Raw genomic sequence first — 19,539 nt, forward strand, 5'->3', positions numbered from 1 at the left:
CATTCGTATGCGTTTGATTTCTCGGTGTGGGAGATCTGGGGGGCGCTGCTGCACGGCGGGCGGCTGGTGGTGGTCCCGGAGGCCGTGGCGCGCTCGCCGAAGGATTTTCATGCGTTGGTGGTGGCCGAGAAGGTGACGGTGTTGAGTCAGACCCCGGCGGCCGTTCGCATGCTGTCACCGGAAGGCCTGGACTCCGCGGCGCTGGTGATCGGCGCGGAGCCCGTACCCCCGGAGCTGGTGGACCGCTGGGCACCAGGGCGGGCGATGATGAACGTCTACGGCCCGACCGAGAGCACGATCTTCGCGTCCATGAGCACCCCGCTGACCGCGAAATCCGGTGCGCCGCCGATTGGTTCGGCGGTGCCAGGGACAGGACTGTTCGTGCTGGACGGCTGGTTGCGGCCCGTGCCGGTCGGGGTGATCGGGGAGTTGTATGTCGCCGGGCGCGGGGTGGGCCTGGGATACGTGCGCCGGCCCGACTTGACCGCATCGCGGTTCGTGGCCTGCCCGTTCGGCGAGCCCGGACAACGGATGTATCGCAGCGGGGACCTGGTGCGCTGGGGCACCGACGGCCAACTGCAGTACGTCGGACGCACCGACGAGCAGGTCAAGATCCGCGGTTACCGCATCGAGATCGGCGAGATCCGCTCGGCCCTCGCCGCTTTGGACGGCGTCGACGAAGCGGTGGTCGTCGTCCGCGAGGACCGCCCCGGCGATAAGCGACTAGTCGGCTACATCACCGGAGCCGCCGAGCCGGCCACAATGCGCGCCGCGCTGGCCGAGCGGCTGCCGGGCTACATGGTCCCGGCCGGGATCGTGGTGCTCGAGGCGCTACCCGTGACGGTCAACGGCAAACTCGACACCCGCGCCCTCCCCACTCCCGAATACACCGCCTCGGGCTATCGCGCCCCCACCAATCCCACCGAGGAGATCCTGGCCGGGATCTACGCCCAGGTGCTCGGGGTCGATCGCGTCGGGATCGACCAGTCGTTCTTCGACCTGGGCGGCGACAGCATCCTGGCGATGCGTCTGATCGCCGCGGTCAACACCGACCTAGACGAGTACCTGTCGGTGCGCGCCGTGTTCGAGGCGCCCACCATCGCCCAGCTGGCACCCCGGATCGGGGAGGGCGCCGGCCGGCTCGAGCCGTTGGTGGCCGGCCCCCGGCCGGCGGTCGTCCCGCTGTCGTTCGCCCAGAGCCGGCTGTGGTTCCTGGACCAATTGCAAGGCCCGTCACCGGTTTACAACATGGCGGCGGCAATGCGCCTGCGTGGTCGGCTCGACGCCGACGCGCTCGGTGCGGCGCTGGCCGACGTGGTGGCCCGCCACGAGAGCCTGCGCACCGTGTTCGCCGCGCCCGAGGGAACGCCCCAGCAGGTGGTCATCCCCGCGGAGCGAGCCGATTTCGGCTGGCAGGTCGTCGACGCCAGCGGCTGGTCGGCGGGCCGGCTGGACGAGGCCGTCAAGGCCGCGGCACGCGGCACCTTCGACCTGGCGACCGATATTCCGTTGCGCGCCTGGGTCTTCCGCGTCGCGGACGACGAACACGTGCTGGTGGCCGTGGTGCACCACATCGCCGCCGACGGCTGGTCGCTGCGGCCGCTGGCCGCCGACCTCGGCGTCGCGTACGCCAGCCGATGCGCGGGGCAGGCCCCCGAGTGGGACGAATTGCCGGTCCAGTACGTGGATTACACGTTGTGGCAGCGCGCCCAGTTCGGCGACCTGAAGGACAGCGACAGCCGCATCGCCGCCCAGCTGGCCTATTGGGAAGAGGCCCTGGCCGGCATGCCGGAGCGGTTGCAGTTGCCCACCGACCGCCCCTACCCGCAGGTGGCCGACCAGCACGGGGCTACGGTGGCGATCGACTGGCCGGCCGACTTGCAGCAGCAGATTTCGGCGGTGGCCCGCGAACACAATGCGACCAGCTTCATGGTGGTGCAGGCCGCTCTGGCGGTGCTGCTGGCCAAGCTGAGCGCGAGTAGCGATGTGGCGGTGGGCTTTCCGATCGCCGGGCGGCGCGACCCCGCACTCGACGACTTGGTCGGATTCTTCGTCAACACCCTGGTGCTGCGCGTCGACATGTCCGGCAACCCCACCTTCACCGAGCTGTTGGACCGGGTGCGCGCGCGCAGCGTGGAGGCCTTCGAGCATCAGGACGTGCCCTTCGAGGTGCTGGTGGAGCGCGTCAACCCGACCCGAAGCCTCACCCATCACCCGCTGATTCAGGTGATGCTGGCTTGGCAGAACTTCGGCGGGCAGGACAACGACCCCGCGACCGGGCTGGCCCTGGGCGACGTTCGGGTCACCCCGATACCGCTGGACACCCAGGTCGCCCGCATGGACCTGACCTTCTCGATGACCGAGCGCTGGACCGAGACCGACGAGCCCGCCGGGATCGGCGGGCGGGTGGAATTCCGCACCGACGTGTTCGACGCGGACAGCATCGAGACACTGGTCGGGCGCCTGCAGCGGGTGCTGGCGACGATGACCACCGATCCCGCCCGCCCCGTGTCGTCGGTCGACCTGCTCGATGCGGATGAACGGGCCCGGCTGGACGAGATCGGCAACCGGGCGGCGCTGGCCGCGCCGGCAAACGCGCCGACGTCGATTCCGGAATCCTTTGCCGCCCAGGCGGCGCGCACGCCGGATGCGCCTGCGCTCAGCAGCGGTACCCGGTCGTGGACGTATCGCGAGCTCGACCAGGCGTCCAACAGGTTGGCCCACCTGCTGGCCGGCCGCGGCGCCGCCCCGGGACAGTGCGTGGCACTGCTGTTCGATCGCGCGGCCGAGGCGATCGTGGCGATCCTGGCGGTGCTCAAGACCGGGGCGGCCTATCTGCCAATCGATCCCGCGCATCCGGCCGCCCGGATCGGCTTCATGCTCGCCGACGCCACGCCCGTCGCGGTGGTCACCACCGCCGCCCTTGCCGACCGGCTCGACGGGTACGACGTGGCGGTCATCGACGTGGACGATCCCGCCGTCGACGCCCAGCCCGTCATCGCGTTGCCGGCGCCGAGCGCGGAGGACGTCGCCTACCTCATCTACACCTCGGGAACCACCGGGGTGCCCAAGGGTGTGGCGGTCAGCCACCGCAACGTGACGCAGCTGATGGCGACGGTGGACGCCAGCCTGCCGGACGCCGGCGTGTGGTCGCAGTGGCATTCCTACGGCTTCGACGTGTCGGTGTGGGAGATCTTCGGCGCGCTGTTGCGCGGCGGCCGCCTGGTGGTGATCCCCGACGCGGTGGTGCGATCCCCGGAGGACCTGCACGAGTTGCTGGTCGCCGAGCGGGTCAGCGTGCTGAGCCAAACCCCTTCCGCCGCAGCGATGCTCGACCCGCGGGGGCTGGAGTCGGCGGCCCTGGTGGTGGCCGGCGAGGCCTGCCCGACCGAGCTGGTCGACCGGTGGGCGCCCGGACGGGTGATGATCAACGCCTACGGACCCACCGAAACCACGGTGTACGCGGCGATCAGCGCGCCGCTTGCCCCCGGCTCGGCCGTCGTTCCGATCGGCTCCCCGGTCGCCGGGGCGGCGTTGTTCGTGCTCGACGAATCCCTGCGGCCGGTGCCACCCGGCGTGGTCGGCGAGCTGTACGTGGCCGGCGCCGGGCTGGCCCGCGGGTACTGGCGCCGGGCGGCGCTGACGGCGTCGCGGTTTGTCGCCTGTCCATTCGGCGGCCCAGGGGCACGCATGTATCGCACCGGCGACCTGGTCTGCTGGGGCTCCGATGGGCAGCTGCAGTACTTGGGCCGCGCCGACGAGCAGGTCAAGATCCGCGGCTACCGCATCGAGCTCGGCGAAATCCGCACGGCGCTAACCGGTTTGACCGGGGTCGCGCAGGCCGCCGTCATCGCCCGCGAGGACCGGCCCGGTAATAAGCGCCTGGTCGGCTACGTCACCGGTTCGGCGGACCCCGCCGAGCTACGCGCCCGGCTGGCCGACCGGCTCCCCGCGTACATGGTTCCGGTGGCCGTGGTGACGCTCGACGCGCTGCCGCTGACACCCAACGGCAAGCTCGACACTCGCGCCCTGCCGGCGCCCGAATACCGGGAGGTCGATCGCTACCGGGCCCCGAGCAGTCCCGTCGAGGAGACCTTGGCCGGCATCTACGCCCAGGTGCTCGGCGTCGAGCGGATCGGCGTCGACGACTCCTTCTTCGACCTGGGCGGCGACAGCATCTCGTCGATGCAAGTGGTGACGCGGGCGCGGGCCGCCGGTCTGACGTGCCGGACGCGCGACATCTTCGTCGAGCAGACCGTGGCCCGGCTGGCCCGCGTCGTCGGCGCCGCCGACGGCGACCCCGGCGCGACCGACGAGGGCATCGGGGAACTATCGGCAACGCCGATCATCCGGTGGCTGCAGGGCATAGAAAGGGCAGGCGGTCCGGTCGACCAGTTCAACCAGACGATGGTGGTCGAGGCTCCCGCCGGGGTCACCGAGACCGACGTGGTGGCGGTGCTGCAGGCCCTGCTGGACCGGCACGCCATGCTGCGGCTGCGCGTGCACGACGAGTGGTCGCTGACCGTGCCCGAGGCGGGATCGGTCGATGCCGCCGACCACTTGCACGCGGTGGACGTGTTATCGGACGCCGCCGTGACCGCGGCGCGCTCGCGGCTGAACCCGGCCGACGGGGTGGTGCTGAGCGCGCTGTGGGCGGTCTCCACCCGACAGCTGGTGCTGATCATCCACCACCTCGCCGTCGACGGGGTGTCCTGGCGAATCCTGTTGGAAGACTTGAACATTGCTTGGGCGCAGCATCGCGGCGGGCAGCCGGTGGCGTTGCCGCCGGGTGGGACGTCGTTCGCCCGCTGGGCGGCCCTACTGGGCGAGCACGCGCATGACCCGGCAGTGGTGGAGCAGGCCGGCGCCTGGCAGCGGATCGCGGCGACGCCGCCCGCGCTACCGGGGGTGCGCCCCGAGACGGACACCTACGAGACCGCCGAGCACCTGTCGGTGGCGCTGGACGTGGAGACCACCCGCACGCTGCTCGGAGAGGCGCCGGCGGCCTTCCACGCCGGCGTCAACGACATCCTGCTGATCGGTTACGCCCTGGCCTGGGCGGTGTTCCTTGGCGGCGACCTTCCCGGCGGCGGGCCGGTCGGCATCGACGTCGAGGGCCACGGCCGACACGAGGAACTCGCCGCCGGAGTGGACCTGTCACGCACGGTCGGGTGGTTCACCACCAAGTACCCGGTGTCCTTGGCGGTGGATCAATTGCCTTGGGAGCGCGTGGTTTCCGGTGACCCCGCGCTGGGCGCCGTGCTCAAGCAGGCCAAGGAACAGCTGCGCGCGCAGCCGGACCCCCTGACCTACGGGCTGCTGCGCTACCTGAACGACGATGTCGACCTGCACGGCTCCGACCCGGCGATCGGCTTCAACTACCTGGGCCGGCTGGGCGGCGCGGCCGCCGAGTTGTCGGACGAGTTGTGGCGAATCTCGCGAGACGGCTCGTCGGTGACCGGCACCAGCACGGCGGTGCCCATGCCGCTCATGCACACCGTGGACCTCAACGCGGGCACCGCCGAGACCGAGGCCGGCCCGCAGCTGCACGCCAACTGGACGTGGGCGCCCTCGGTACTGGACCGCGAGCAACTCGCCCGGCTGAGCGGGCTGTGGTTCGAGGCGCTGAGCGGTATCTGCGCCCACGTGCGATCGGGTGGCGGCGGACTGACCCCGTCGGACATCCTCCCGGCCCGTTTGCTCCAGCAGGAGATCGACGAGCTCGAGCGGCAACACCGGATTGCCGACGTGTTGCCGTTGACCCCGCTGCAGCAGGGTCTGCTCTTCCACGCGACCACCAGGCGGGGCAGCGGCCAGGATTCCAGTGACCTGTACGTCGTGCAGCTGGACATCAGCGTCACCGGCCCGCTGGACCGGGACAGCCTGCGCGACGCGGTGCAAACCGTCGTTGACCGGCATCCGCACCTGGTCGCCCGGTTCTGGGACCGGCCAGACGAGCCGGTGCAGATCATCCCCGCCAACCCGGCGATGGCATGGCGGTACGTCGAGCTCGACGGCCGCCAGGGCGCCGACGAGGGCATCGGGGAAATCTGCGCCGCCGAGCGCGCCGCGGTCTACGACCTGGCCGACCGGCCGGCCTTCCGGGTGGCCATGATCCGCACCGCGCCGAACCGGCACCGGCTGGTGCTGACCATTCACCACATCGTGCTCGACGGTTGGTCGGTTCCCATCCTGGTGAACGAGACATTCGCCAGCCTCACCGGGCAGCGGCTGGCTCCGCCGCCGCCGTATCGCCGGTTCGTCACCTGGCTGGCCGACCGCGACGCCGATGCCGCGCGGGCGGCGTGGGGCCGGGTGCTCGTCGGCTTCGACACCCCGACGCTAGTCGCGCCGCCACACAAGTTGGAGCTGGGTGCCCGCGGCCTCACGACGTTCACGGTGCCGGCCGAAACCACCCGGGCGCTCGGCGAGCTGGCCCGCTCCCACCAGACCACGGTCAGCACCGTGCTGCAGGCCGCGTGGGCGCAGCTGCTGACGTGGCTCACCGGCAACCACGACGTCGCGTTCGGCACCACGGTGTCGGGCCGGTCCGCCGAGGTCGCCGGCGCCGAGTCGATGGTTGGCCTGATGATCAACACGATCCCGGTGCGCGCCAACATCACCCCGGCGACCACCACCACGGAGCTACTGGACCAGCTGCAAACCGCCCACAACGACACCCTCGAGCACGAGCACCTGTCGCTCAGCGAAATCCACCGGATGACCGGTCACGAGAAGCTGTTCGACACGCTCTTCGCCTACGAGAACTATCCGCTGGAAACATCCGCGATGGCGGTCAACCACGAGCTGTCCATCACCGACTTCAACGTCTTCGAGCGCAACCACTACCCCCTGACGATGCAGGCCGCCCTATCCGGCGAACAACTCGGCCTCAGAGTGGAATACGACGCCGGCGTCTTCGACGCGCGCACCATCGAGGCGCTCACCGCGCGACTGCAGCGGGTGCTGGTGGCGATGACCACCGACCCGGCCCGGCGGCTCTCCTCGGTCGACCTGCTGGACGGGCCAGAGCATGCCCGCCTGGATGAAATCGGCAACCGGGCAGCGCTGACCCGGCCGACACCCCCGCCCGTCTCGATCGTGGAGCTGTTCGCCGCACAGGTCGCCCACCAGCCGGACGCCGTGGCGATCGGCTGGGGCCGGCTGTCCATGACGTACCGGGAGCTGGACGAGGCGGCGAACCGGTTGGCGCACCTGTTGATCGCCGAGGGCGCCGGCCCGGGACAGTCTGTGGCGCTGCTGTTTTCGCGTTCGGCGCAGGCGATCGTGGCCAGCCTGGCGGTGCTCAAGACGGGGGCGGCGTACCTGCCGGTCGACCCGGCCGCCCCGGCCGCGCGGATCAGATTCATGCTCCAGGATGCCGCGCCGATCGCCGCGGTCACCACCGCGGGACTGCTGTCGCGGCTGGACGGCAGCGGCGTGCGGGTCATCGACATCGAGGACCCGGAGATCGACGGCTATCCGCGCACGGCGCCGCCCGCACCCGCGGCGGACGGCATCGCCTACATCATCTACACCTCGGGGACCACCGGGGTTCCGAAAGGTGTTGCGGTCACGCACCGTAACGTGACGCAACTCATCGGCTCGCTCGACGCCGGCCTGCCGGCCCCGGGCGTGTGGACGCAGTGCCACTCGTACGCCTTCGACGTGTCGGTGTGGGAGATCTTCGCCCCGCTGCTGCGCGGCGGACGCGTGGTGGTGGTGCCCGAGTCGGTGGTGCGCTCACCGGAGGACTTCCGCGCCTTACTGGTCGACCAGAAGGTCAGCGTGCTGACCCAGACGCCGTCGGCGGTCGCGGCGCTGGACCCGGCCGGCCTGGATTCGGTGGCGCTGGTGATGGCCGGGGAGGCCTGCCCACCCGAGGTGGTCGATCGCTGGGCGCCGGGGCGGGTGATGGTCAACGCCTACGGCCCGACCGAGACGACGATGTGCGTGGCGATCAGCGCTCCGCTCGCGGCGGGCTCGGGAACGCCGCCGATCGGCTCGCCGGTGCCCGGCGCCGGGTTGTTCGTGCTGGACGGCTGGCTGCGGCCGGTGGCCCCCGGCGTAGTGGGCGAGTTGTACGTGGCCGGTACCGGGGTGGCCGCGGGATATCTCAAGCGCGCCGGATTGACCGGTTCGCGGTTTGTGGCCTGCCCGTTCGGCGAACCCGGGGCTCGCATGTACCGCACCGGTGACCTGGTGCTCTGGGGTGCCGACGGGCAGCTGGTGTATGTGGCTCGCGCCGACGAGCAGGTCAAGATCCGCGGCTACCGCATCGAACTGGGCGAGGTCCAGGCGGCGCTCGCCCGGTTGGACGGCGTGCAGCAGGCCGTGGTGATCGCCCGTGCGGACCGCCCCGGGGACAAACGCCTGGTCGGCTACGTCACCGGAACGGTCGATCCCGCCGAGGCGCGCACCGCGCTGGCCGGGCGACTGCCGGGCTATATGGTTCCCACGGCCGTGGTGGGACTCGACGCGTTACCGCTGACGCCCAACGGCAAGTTGGACACCCGCGCCCTGCCGGCGCCCGAGTACGCCGGCGGTGGATATCGGGCCCCGTCGAACGCAACCGAGGAGATCCTTGCCGGCATCTTCGCTCAGGTGCTCGGGGTCGAGCGGGTCGGTGTCGACGACTCCTTCTTCGACCTGGGCGGCGACAGCATTTCCGCGATGCGCTTGATCGCGACGATCAACACCAACCTGGTTGTCGACCTTGCCGTACGCACCCTGTTCGACGCGCCCACCGTCGCGACCCTGAGCCAGCGCCTGGGCACGGACACGACCGCCACCCAGGACGTCGTACCCATTCAGACCCTGAAGCAGGGCGCCGGCACTCCGTTGTTCTGCATTCACCCCGCGGGCGGCGTGAGCTGGCCGTATCAGGTGCTCGGCAGCTACCTGGACTGCCCGATCATCGGTGTCCAGCAGACCCGGCAGGGCGGGGAGACCGAACCGCGATCGATCCGCGAGATGGCGGAGAACTATGCCGACAGGCTGCAGGAGATCCATCCCTCCGGGCCCTACAACCTGCTGGGCTGGTCGTTCGGCGGGGTGATCGCGCACGAACTCGCGGTGGAGCTGCAGCGGCGCGGAGGCGTGATCGGCCGCCTGATCCTGCTCGACGCCCAACCCACCATGAACGGCGGTGGCGCCCCGCCCGAGGACGCGGTGGGCGAACTACAGCTGCCGGAAGCCTCGCGATCCAGGCGGCTTGTCGACCTGCTCTCCGAAAATCTTCGCCAGAACATCGACCGGTTCCGAACTCACCGGCCCGGCGTTTTCCAGGGCGACATCACCATCTTCTCCGCCGCGGGGGACGGGGCAGACCGCGATGGGTTCCTGTCCCAGTCGTGGCGGCCGCTTGTCTCCGGGGAGATTCTCACGTACTCCATCGACTGCGCGCACGACGACATGCTGACCCACGATTCGGTGGGGCTGTACGGACAGCGACTCAGGCATCTGCTGGTCCTCGCGGAGCGCCGGCTCGAACTGGCCCAGGGTGGTCAGCAAGCGGTGGCGTCGCGGGACGACAAGCTGCCCGGCGAGCGCGCCGGATAATGGTCAGGAGACCCTCAGGAGACCCTCAGGAGACCGGGGTGCCGATAGCGCCTCTGTGTTGGGGGCAATAGGACGCGACTGAGGCGCCGAGAAGATAGCCGGCCTCGTGCGCCGACAGGTCGGTGGCCCGTACCACGTTCAGCACCAACGAGGTTGGCGTCTTCCCCGAATCGAGTCCGGCGCACATGTTATGTCCCGCGGCGATTGCCGCTCCGCGGTCGGTAAAGACAATCCCGTTGCGCTGAATCTCCGAGATGAACGAATCGTCTTTTTGATCGGCCGACGCCGGCGTCGCGAAAAACACCGCGGCGCCGCCCGCGAGCGCGACTATTGCCGACCAGTTCCCAAGGCGCGCAATTGTTCGGGTCACGATGTTCCTCGATGTGGCATCTGGGCTCTACGCCTTAACGGTGGCTGAACATTAGCCAGAATCGACGCATTTTTCCCGGCGGCTTCAACCGCGCCACCTCACAGAGATCGGCCCCGTTTTCCCGGGCGATTGGCGGCTCGTGCCCCAGCACGCCGCGCGGCACAGCGCCACGCGGGTATCAAAATCCCTGTGCGGCGGGCATTTCCATTCGCCACCCCCGGCGCGCACGATCCGCGCGCCGGCGCAGCGGCGAGGCGCACCTCGCGCGGGGCGGCCACCGGCGAGAGCGGAGCGAAACCAAGATTTAACCGTCGCGGCGGCCGGCGCGGGCAAACTCCGGCCCTCCCACCGATAATCCGCGCCCGATTTGCCGCCGTCGGCCCCCGGAAGCCGGTGCGAGCTGCGCGCCGACCCATTTCACAGTGGCCGTACGGGTGCGCCGGAACCCCCTTCGGTATGGTTCAAGGAGTGTGCGGAGTCACCGGGGAGGTACGGCTCGACGGGCAGGTCCCCGATGTAGCAGCGGTGTCAGCAATGGCCGCCGTGATGGCGCGACGGGGTCCCGACGCTTCCGGCGCCTGGTCACAGGGCCGTGTCGCGCTCGGTCATCGTCGCCTCAAGATCATCGACCTGAGCGAGGCCGGCGCCCAGCCGATGGTGGACCCGGAACTGGGTCTGGCCATCGCCTTCAACGGCTGCATCTACAACTACAAAGAGCTGCGCCACGAACTCACCGGACACGGCTACCGGTTCTTCTCGCACAGTGACACCGAAGTCCTGATCAAGGGCTACCACCACTGGGGCGATGACTTCGTCAGCCACCTGCACGGCATGTTCGCCTTCGCGATCGTCGAACGCGACAGCGGCCGGGTGCTGCTCGGTCGCGACCGGCTGGGGATCAAACCGCTCTACCTGACCGAGGACAGCCACCGCGTCCGGTTCGCCTCGGCCCTGCCCGCGTTGCTGGCCGGCGGCGGGGTGGACACCCGCATCGACCCGATCGCGTTGCACCACTACATGACGTTTCACTCGGTGGTCCCCGCGCCCCTGACCATCCTGCGGGGCGTCCGCAAGGTGCCGCCCGCTTCGCTTGTCGCCATCGAGCCCGACGGCCGGCGCACCATCACCACGTACTGGACCCCCGACTTCACCCGGCACGACGACCGCGCCGGCTGGTCGGAAACCGACTGGGAAGACGCGGTGCTGGACGCGCTTCGCGTCGCGGTCAAACGCCGGCTGGTCGCCGACGTGGCGGTCGGCTGCCTGTTGTCCGGCGGTGTCGACTCGAGCCTGATCGTCGGCCTGCTCGCGGAGGCGGGCCAGCACGGCCTGATGACCTTCTCCATCGGCTTCGAGTCGGCCGGTGGCGTGGCGGGCGACGAGTTCCGGTGGTCAGACATCATCGCCCGCCGCTTCGAAACCGACCACCATCAGATCCGCATCGAAACCGACCGGATGCTGCCCGCGCTCGACGGGGCGATCGGCGCGATGAGCGAGCCGATGGTCAGCCACGACTGTGTAGCCTTCTACTTGCTCAGCCAGGAAGTGGCGCGCCACGTGAAGGTCGTGCAGTCGGGCCAGGGCGCCGACGAGGTGTTCGCCGGCTATCACTGGTACCCGCCGATGGGCTCGCCGGCCGCCGCCTCATTGGAGGGCGCGGTCGCCGAGTACCGCGGCGCCTTCTTCGACCGCGATTCGGCGGAACTGGCAGGCCTGCTCGGGCCGGGCATCATGGCCCCGGGTGACCCGAGTGAGCGCTTCGTCACCGAGCACTTCGCGCGCGCCGGCGCCGAGACAGGCGTCGATCGCGCGCTGCGGCTCGACACCACCGTGATGCTGGTGGACGACCCGGTGAAACGGGTCGACAACATGACCATGGCGTGGGGCCTGGAGGGCCGGGTGCCTTTCCTCGACCACGAGCTCGTCGAGCTGGCGGCGACCTGCCCCCCGGAACTGAAGATCGCCCACGAAGGCAAGGGCGTGCTCAAACAGGCTGCGCGACGGGTGATTCCGTCGGACGTCATCGACCGCCCCAAGGGATACTTCCCGGTCCCCGCGCTGACCCACCTCGAAGGGCCCTACCTCGACATGGTGCGCGATGCACTCTATGCGCCAGTTGCCAAGGAGCGCGGCCTGTTTCGCACGGAGGCGGTCGACGCCCTGCTGGCCGACCCCAACGGCAAGCTGACGCCGTTGCGCGGCAACGAACTCTGGCAGCTCGCCCTGCTCGAGCTCTGGCTGCAGCGGCACGGCATCACGGGCCCGGTGGCATGACCGTGACCGATCCCCCCGGCGACCACACCGAGGCGATCACGATGGGCCTCCACGACGCCTCGCCGCCGGAGCTGGTGGAGGCGATGGCCAAGGATGTCGAGCTCGAATTGGGCTGGGGCCGGCTGATATTCGGCCAGACCTTCGCCGACTCCCACCAGCTCGTCGAGGCGCTGCGCCGGGAGGGACCCGGCCGCCGCGACATCTGCATCTACGCACGCGAATCCCACGTGGTGGTCGCCGAAGCGCCGACCGAACTCTTCATCGATCCCAGCCACACCTATCGGCTGCGCTTCACCGATGCCAAGCCCGAAGACCTGTCGCCCGCGCCGCTGGGCGTCACCGTGCGCACGCTGAACGATCCGGTCGACGCCGACGCCATGAACCGCGTCTACGTGCGCTGCGGAATGGTCCCGGCCGGGGTCGACGTCATCTGGAGCAACCACCTGAATGTGCCCGCGGTGACCTACCTGCTGGCGGTGCGCGACGAAGACGGCGCGGTGGTGGGCACCGTGACCGGCGTCGATCACGAGCTGCTGTTCTCCGACCCCGAACAGGGGTCGAGCCTGTGGACGCTGGCCGTCGACCCGGCCGCCGGGCTCCCCGGGATCGGCGCCGCCCTCACGCGGGCGCTCGCGGAGCGCTTCCGCAACGCGGGCCGCGCCTACATGGACCTGTCGGTCGCGCACGACAACGCCGCCGCCATCGGCCTGTACGAGAAGCTGGGCTTCCGCCGCGTGCCCGTGCTGGCGATCAAGCGCAAGAACGCCATCAACGAGCCACTTTTCAGCCCGCCGCCAGAGACGGTCGACGACCTCAACCCCTACGCCCGGATCATCGCCGACGAGGCGCTGCGCCGCGGCATCTGGGTGGAGGTGCTCGACGCCGAGACCGGCGAGATGCGCCTCACCCACGGCGGCCGCAGCGTGGTCACCCGGGAGTCGCTGTCCGAATACACCTCGGCGGTCGCCATGTGCCGCTGCGACGACAAACGGCTGACGCGCCGGCTCGTCTCCGAGGCGGGCATCACCGTGCCCCGCGCCCGGCTGGCCACCTTCGACGAAGGCGACTACAACTTCCTCACCGAGGTCGGGGAGGTCGTCGTCAAACCCACCCGCGGCGAACAGGGGAAGGGCATCACGGTCGGCGTGACCGCCGACAACGGCCCCGAGGAGCTGGCCGCCGCCCTGGCCCGCGCCTGTCAGCAATACCCCGACGTGCTGATCGAGCAGCGCGTGCAGGGCGATGACCTTCGGCTGGTGGTGATCGACGGCCGGGTGGTGGCCGCCGCGCTGCGGATGCCGCCCGAGATCATCGGCACCGGCGAGCACACCATTCGCGACCTGATCGCCGCCGAAAGCCGGCGGCGCTCCGCGGCCACCGGTGGCGAGTCCCGCATCCCGCTCGACGACCTCACCGAGGCGACGGTCGCCGAGGCGGGCTGGACGCTGGACGACGTGCTGCCCCAGGGCACCCGCCTTCGCGTCCGGCGCACCGCCAACCTGCACCAGGGCGGGACGATCCACGACGTCACCGCGGTGGTGAACGCGGAACTGTGCCGGGTCGCGGTGACGGCGGCCGAGGCGATCGGCATCCCGGTGACGGGCATCGACCTGCTGGTGCCCGACGTCACCGGCGCCGAGTACGCCTTCATCGAGGCCAACGAACGACCAGGGCTGGCCAACCACGAACCACAGCCCACGGCCGCGGCGTTCATCGACTTCCTGTTCCCCGGCCACCCGGGCCAGCCGCAAGCCTGGACTCCAGAGGAGTCGCGCGCCGAACGCGGCTGAGGCTTGCTGTGCGCCTCGCTTGGGTAATTCTCCAATCACCTCAGATAGGAGCCAGATGAGCGAAAGCGTGCAAACCGGAACCATCACGACCCGCGTGCCGGCGCGGCTGGACAGGCTGCCGTGGTCCCGATTCCACTGGCGCGTCGTCATCGGGCTCGGCGGGGTGTGGATCCTCGACGGGCTCGAGGTCACGATGGTGGGCAACGTGTCCGCTCGCCTCACCGAAAAGGGCAGCGGCATCGACCTGAACGCGGCGCAGATCGGCCTGGCCGCCGCGTTCTACATCGCCGGTGCCTGCCTGGGCGCGCTGTTCTTCGGTCACCTGACGGACCGCTTCGGGCGCCGCAATCTGTTCATGCTGACCCTGGCGGTCTATCTGGTGGCCACAGTCGCGACCGCATTCGCTTTCGCCCCTTGGTATTTCTTCGCCGCGCGCTTCTTCACCGGCGCCGGCATCGGCGGCGAGTACGCCGCGATCAATTCGGCCATCGACGAATTGATCCCCGCACGCCTGCGCGGGCGCGTCGACCTGATCATCAACGGCACGTACTGGCTCGGCTCGGCCGCGGGGGCCGCCGGTGCGCTCGTCCTGCTCGACACCTCGAACTTCGCGCCCAACATCGGCTGGCGGCTCGCCTTCGGCATTGGCGCCATCTTCGGCATCTTCGTCCTTCTCGTCCGGCGCAACGTCCCGGAGAGTCCGCGGTGGTTGTTCATTCATGGCCGCGACCAGGAGGCCGAGCGGATCGTCGGCGAGATCGAGGAAGCGGTGCGGCAGGAAACCGGCGAGCCGCTGCCCGAGCCGCACGGGCGTGAGCTCAAAATCCGCCAGCGCGAGACGATTTCGTTCCGCGAAATCGCCCGGGTGGCGTTCAAGCTCTATCCGCAACGCGCCATCCTGGGGCTGGCGCTGTTCACCGGGCAGGCGTTCCTCTACAACGGGGTGACGTTCAATCTGGGCACGCTCTTGAGCGGGTTCTATGGAGTGCCGTCCGGGAAGGTGCCGCTGTTCTTCATCCTCTGGGCGCTCAGCAATTTCGTCGGGCCGCTCGCGCTCGGCCACCTCTTCGACACCATCGGGCGCAAGCCGATGATCACGGCCACCTACATCGGGTCCGCGGTCGTCGCCGCCGCCCTGGCGGCCCTGTTCGTGACCCAGACCGGCGGGGTCTGGGCGTTCATCGGCGTCCTCGCGGTCGCGTTCTTCCTCGCCTCCGCGGGCGCGAGCGCCGCCTATCTGACGGTCAGCGAGATCTTCCCGATGGAGACCAGGGCGCTGGCGATTGCGTTCTTCTACGCGGTGGGGACCGCGATCGGCGGCATCACCGGCCCGTTGCTGTTCGGGCAGCTGATCAGTTCCGGGGAACGCGGTCAGGTGGTCTGGTCGTTCTTGACCGGCGCCGCCGTCATGGCGATCGCGGGGCTGGTCGAATTGCGGCTCGGGATCGCGGCAGAACGCCGCCCGCTCGAAGAGCTGGCCTTGCCCCTGACCGTCGCCGACGCCGACGCCGATCGGCGGGATCAACCGTAGGCGTCCCACCAGGTGTGCAGGTCTTCAACGGTGGCCGGGTCCCCGGACACGTCGCTGAGCATCAGTTTCGCGTCGTTGGTCCAGATCACGTTCGGGTGGTTGTTGTAGGTGCCGCACGCGATCAGCCCGGCCATGTCGTTCGGGGTCTGGTCGTAATGCCAGCTGACCGGTGAGCGTCCCTCGCCGGGACAGTTCACCAGGCTGACGTTGGCGATGTCGTTCTCGAAGGCCCGCTTCAACGGGTCGGGCGTCGCGAACAGCCCGTAGGTGGCGTGGCTGGGACCGCCGGGCTGGGTGTTCTGCCCGCAGGTGACCATCGCGACCGCGTGCACCCAGATGCTGCCCGACTCCGGGGTCGCCGGCGTGCACGTGCCGGCCAGGTAGCCGGGCGGGAGCAGGCTGATCAGCCGGGCCTGGTCGTCATTGGGGGCGGCGCTCGACGGCGGCGGGGTCTTCGCGACGGTCGCCTTGGCGTGCCGCTGGCCGGCGGGTTTCAGGATGAGCCAGAGCCCGACGGCGCAGACGGCGACGACGACCACCGCGGCGGCGGCCACGATCGGCCAGCGATTGCGCTTAGCCGATGTGCCTGGCCGCTCGGAATCCGATGCGGGGGAGAGGATTTCGCTCTGGCGCAGGATCGTGTCCGCGCGTTCGCGCTCGGGGCTGCTGAGCGCCAGCCGCGCGGCCTCGGCCAGGGCGCCGGCGGTGGGGTAGCGCTCGATCGGGTTCTTGGCCATGCCGCCCGCGATCACGGCGTCGAAGGCCGGGCTCACCCCGGCGCCCTGCTCGCTGGGTTTGGGGATGGGCTGCATCATGTGGGCGCTGATCAGCATCCCGGTGCTGTCGGCGCGATATGGCGGGGTCGCGGTCAGGCATTCGTAGAGCACGCAGGCCAGCGCGTAGACGTCGGCGCGCGGCGTCACGTCTTCACTCGAAAACCGTTCGGGCGCCATGTACTTCAACGTGCCGACCGCGGTGCCCAGTTGGGTGAGCTTTTCGTCGGTCTTGGCGCTGGCGATCCCGAAGTCGACGAGATAAGCGAAGTCGTCGCCGGTGATCAGGATGTTCTGCGGTTTGACGTCACGGTGGGTCACCCCGGCCGCATGGGCGGCGTCCAGGGCCGACGCGATCTGCCGGATGATGGCCACCGCCCGCGGTGCCGGCAGTGGCCCGGCCCGTTCGAGCATGCTGCCCAGGTCGACGCCCTCGATGAGCCGCATCTCGAGATACAGCTGCCCGTCGATTTCGCCGTAGTCGTGTATCGGGACCACGTGGGGTTCCAACAGCCGGCCGGTGATGAGGGCCTCGCGTTCCATTCGCTTGCGGAACACGGGATCCTGGCTGAAGGTGTGCGACATCAGTTTCAGCGCGACGGTCCACTGTTTGACGGTGTGTTCGGCTTCGTAGACCTCGCCCATTCCACCGCGACCGAGCAGCCGCGTGAGCCGGTAGGGCCCGAACATCGTCCCTACCCGCGGGTCCTGCGCGCCGGTCACTGCTGACTCCCATCGAAGGACCATGGCGGTGAGCGCCCATTGGCCGCACCGCAGGAAAAGTACAACATGCTCGCGCGGATGTGTCCGCGCGGGCGGGTGGTCAATCGAAAGCCGCAGCGGCGCCACTGCAGCCGCGATTGGCCAAAATCACGGTGGCGCAGCATGTTCGGATATTGACGTGCACAAGTCCCTTCGTTATTCGGCCGGGGTGCAGCGGGAGGTCCGCATCAAGGTCGACGGCCCGCATCCGACCGGTGGTCTTGTATACCGACCATCGGTCGGTTAACGTCTGTCTGATGGTCGAGGAGCCGAGTGTGCGGACTCGCCGGGGGCTGTGGGAGCCGGGCTCCCTCGACGGGGCTCCTGCCTTGGTGGCGGGATGGTCCGCATGCCACGGGTAGTGAAGCACCCCGACATTCGCCGGGCCGAGCTGTTGGAGCGAGCATCGGCGATGTTTGTCCAGCGCGGCTACGACAATGTCAGCCTGAATGACCTGATTGCCGACGCGGGGGTTTCCAAAGGTGCCTTCTACCATTGGTTTCCGTCAAAAGAGGCCCTGATAACCGCGCTGGCCGAGCGCAGCGCGCGCGATCAGTACGCATCGGTCGAAGACGCGGTCGGCCGATGCGGTGGTAACGCGTTGGATCGGTTGAACGCCCTATTGCAGTCGGGTTTTGACGTCAAGATGGAGTTGGAGCTTCCCGAACGGCTGGCCGCGATGGTTTCGTTGCTGCGGCCCGAGAATGCGCATCTGTACGGGCGAATCGTCGCTGCCGGAGAGGGTTTGGTCCGGCCACTACTGACGAAACTGATTTCCGACGGTGTGCAGGAGGGCGTCTTCGACACATTCGATCCCGAAGGCGTTGCCGATATGGTGCAGGGCCTCGCCGCCCGGCTCAACTCCAACGTCGTGCAGGTAGCCGATGCTTGCGATGAGTCGGCCAGAGATCGAGCGATCGAGGTTCTGACGATGAGGTCAAGGCTGCACGGCCTTGCGATCGACCGTGTCCTGCGACTACCCGACGGCAGCGTCGCCGTACTCACCCCTGAGCAGGTCAAGGCGATGGTAGCGGCACTGCCGCGCAATTACCGACGCGGTTGAATGGAAAGGACTGGTCTCGTTGAGCACGGCGAAACCGAAGTATTCAAAGGGCGCGGTGACGTCCAAAGACGGCACGACGATCGGCTTTCGCCGGCTTGGCGACGGCCCCGGGTTGGTGATCCTGCACGGCGGCGCACTGGCCTCCCAGCACTACTTGAAGCTGGGCGCCGCATTAGCCGACCGGTTCACCGTCTACCTGCCGGATCGACGCGGTCGGGGGATGAGTGGGCCCTATGGTCCCAACTACAGCATCGCCAGCGAGGACGAAGACCTCGACGCCATTGTCACCGGCACCGGCGCCCGGTATGTCTTCGGAGTCGCTGATGGCGGCTTGTTCGCCCTACATGCATCCATGGCGATACCGGCGATCCGCAAGGTCGCCGTCTTCGAGCCGGTCCTGTTCGTCGGCCAACCGGGGCTCGACGAGTTCAGAGGAATAATCACCCGTGGGCAACGCCTGGTGGCCAGCAACGACATCGGCGCAGCGATGGCAAGCCTGGCCAGAGACGCCCAAGGCTCAGACCCACGGGCACAGGCGGTTTCAGCGCCGTACCGTGTGCTGGGCCGGGTGATGACGCAGCCGAACATCTGTCGCGTGTTGTTATGGGCCGACGCGCGCCGGGTCAAGGATGACGATGCCGCCCTGCGTGACTTGATTGTCGCGTGGAAACGGGAATTGGAAATGGTCGAGGCCACCGAGGGCACCATCGACGACTACAAAAACGTGACCGCCGACGTCTTGCTGCTGTGTGGCACCGGCGCCCCAACACTTTTCACCGGCACCCTGGACGCCTTGCAGACGGTGCTGCCGCGCGCGACCCGCGTCGAGTTACCCGGACTCAACCACGGCGCCCCCCAGGACCAAGGCGGCAGCCCCGCGGTCGTCGCCGAGTCACTGCGAACGTTCTTCGGCACCGGTACTTGACGGCGGGACCGGACCGGCGGGCTGTGGTCGCTCAGCGCGTTGGGGGAGAGATCTGGGTGACGGTGCCGTCCGCGGCCACCACGATGGTGCCGCTGAGGGCGCCGTCGCTGGCGTTGATCTGCAGGTGCAGGCCACCGTCCTTGCGCGATTCGATCCCCAGGAAGATCCGGTTGGCGTCGTAGATCTGTAGGGTCTGGGGCGCCTGCTGCACGACGTCGACGACCGCCTGCACGTCGAACTTGCTGAGGTCACCGACCACCAAGCGGGATGACACCGCGTTCTCGGGGCCGCCGCTGGCCCAGTTGCCGTCGCGATACAGCCAGCTCACCACCTTCCGGGGGTTCGCCGTGTCCGGACGCATGACGACCACCTGGGTTTGGTAGATGTTCAGCTGATAGCCCAGGGTGTCGCCGAACTGCGTCCGCATCTGCGCCAGCACTCCGCTCACGCCGCTCAGGGTCAGCAGCCGGGGGGGGGGGGGGGTCGGGGT

At 69.2% G+C, this 19,539-nt stretch carries 8 protein-coding genes and 1 pseudogene; 6 read left to right on the forward strand and 3 right to left on the reverse strand.

The genetic code is table 11. The features are described from left to right. The coding region (locus A5750_RS08955) for a non-ribosomal peptide synthetase (RefSeq protein WP_156664300.1) at positions 1 to 9,561 on the forward strand (9,561 nt) is incomplete at its 5' end. Between the two features lie 25 nt (positions 9,562 to 9,586). On the opposite strand, the gene A5750_RS08960 is transcribed toward A5750_RS08955, so the two are convergent. Further along, complete coding sequence (locus A5750_RS08960; protein ID WP_231989160.1) at positions 9,587 to 9,865, reverse strand: DUF732 domain-containing protein; 279 nt, start codon at positions 9,863 to 9,865, stop codon at positions 9,587 to 9,589. Positions 9,866 to 10,399: 534 nt separating this feature from the next. Between A5750_RS08960 and A5750_RS08965 the strand changes: the two genes are divergently transcribed. Genes A5750_RS08965 through A5750_RS08975 form a run of 3 tightly spaced genes read left to right on the forward strand, consistent with a single transcriptional unit; the run spans position 10,400 to position 15,526 of the window. Then, on the forward strand, positions 10,400 to 12,205 hold the full coding sequence (locus A5750_RS08965) for an N-acetylglutaminylglutamine amidotransferase (protein ID WP_067262151.1): 1,806 nt from the start codon (positions 10,400 to 10,402) through the stop codon (positions 12,203 to 12,205). Continuing rightward, entirely contained in the window at positions 12,202 to 13,995 is a 1,794-nt protein-coding gene (ngg, locus tag A5750_RS08970) for an N-acetylglutaminylglutamine synthetase (protein ID WP_067262152.1), read from the forward strand. Before A5750_RS08965 ends, ngg begins: the two co-directional genes overlap by 4 nt. A 55-nt stretch (positions 13,996 to 14,050) precedes the next feature. Continuing rightward, complete coding sequence (locus A5750_RS08975) at positions 14,051 to 15,526, forward strand: MFS transporter (RefSeq protein WP_067262153.1); 1,476 nt, start codon at positions 14,051 to 14,053, stop codon at positions 15,524 to 15,526. On the opposite strand, the gene A5750_RS26285 is transcribed toward A5750_RS08975, so the two are convergent. Then, positions 15,517 to 16,989, reverse strand: a complete 1,473-nt coding sequence (locus A5750_RS26285) for a serine/threonine-protein kinase (protein WP_304441460.1) — start codon at positions 16,987 to 16,989, stop codon at positions 15,517 to 15,519. The two genes, A5750_RS08975 and A5750_RS26285, sit on opposite strands and share 10 nt — an antisense overlap. A gap of 421 nt (positions 16,990 to 17,410) precedes the next feature. On the opposite strand from A5750_RS26285, the gene A5750_RS08985 reads away from it, so the two are divergent. Both A5750_RS08985 and A5750_RS08990 read left to right on the forward strand, forming a co-directional pair. Continuing rightward, complete coding sequence (locus tag A5750_RS08985; RefSeq protein WP_066953929.1) at positions 17,411 to 18,124, forward strand: TetR/AcrR family transcriptional regulator; 714 nt, start codon at positions 17,411 to 17,413, stop codon at positions 18,122 to 18,124. A gap of 19 nt (positions 18,125 to 18,143) precedes the next feature. After that, positions 18,144 to 19,049, forward strand: coding sequence for an alpha/beta fold hydrolase (locus A5750_RS08990; protein ID WP_067262157.1), 906 nt, complete (start codon positions 18,144 to 18,146; stop codon positions 19,047 to 19,049). Positions 19,050 to 19,080: 31 nt separating this feature from the next. Here A5750_RS08990 and A5750_RS08995 read toward each other — a convergent pair. Next, positions 19,081 to 19,539 (reverse strand): annotated as a pseudogene (locus A5750_RS08995) (hypothetical protein); the annotation flags it as partial.

This window comes from Mycobacterium sp. 852002-51613_SCH5001154 (genome assembly GCF_001667425.1).
Classification (GTDB): domain Bacteria; phylum Actinomycetota; class Actinomycetes; order Mycobacteriales; family Mycobacteriaceae; genus Mycobacterium.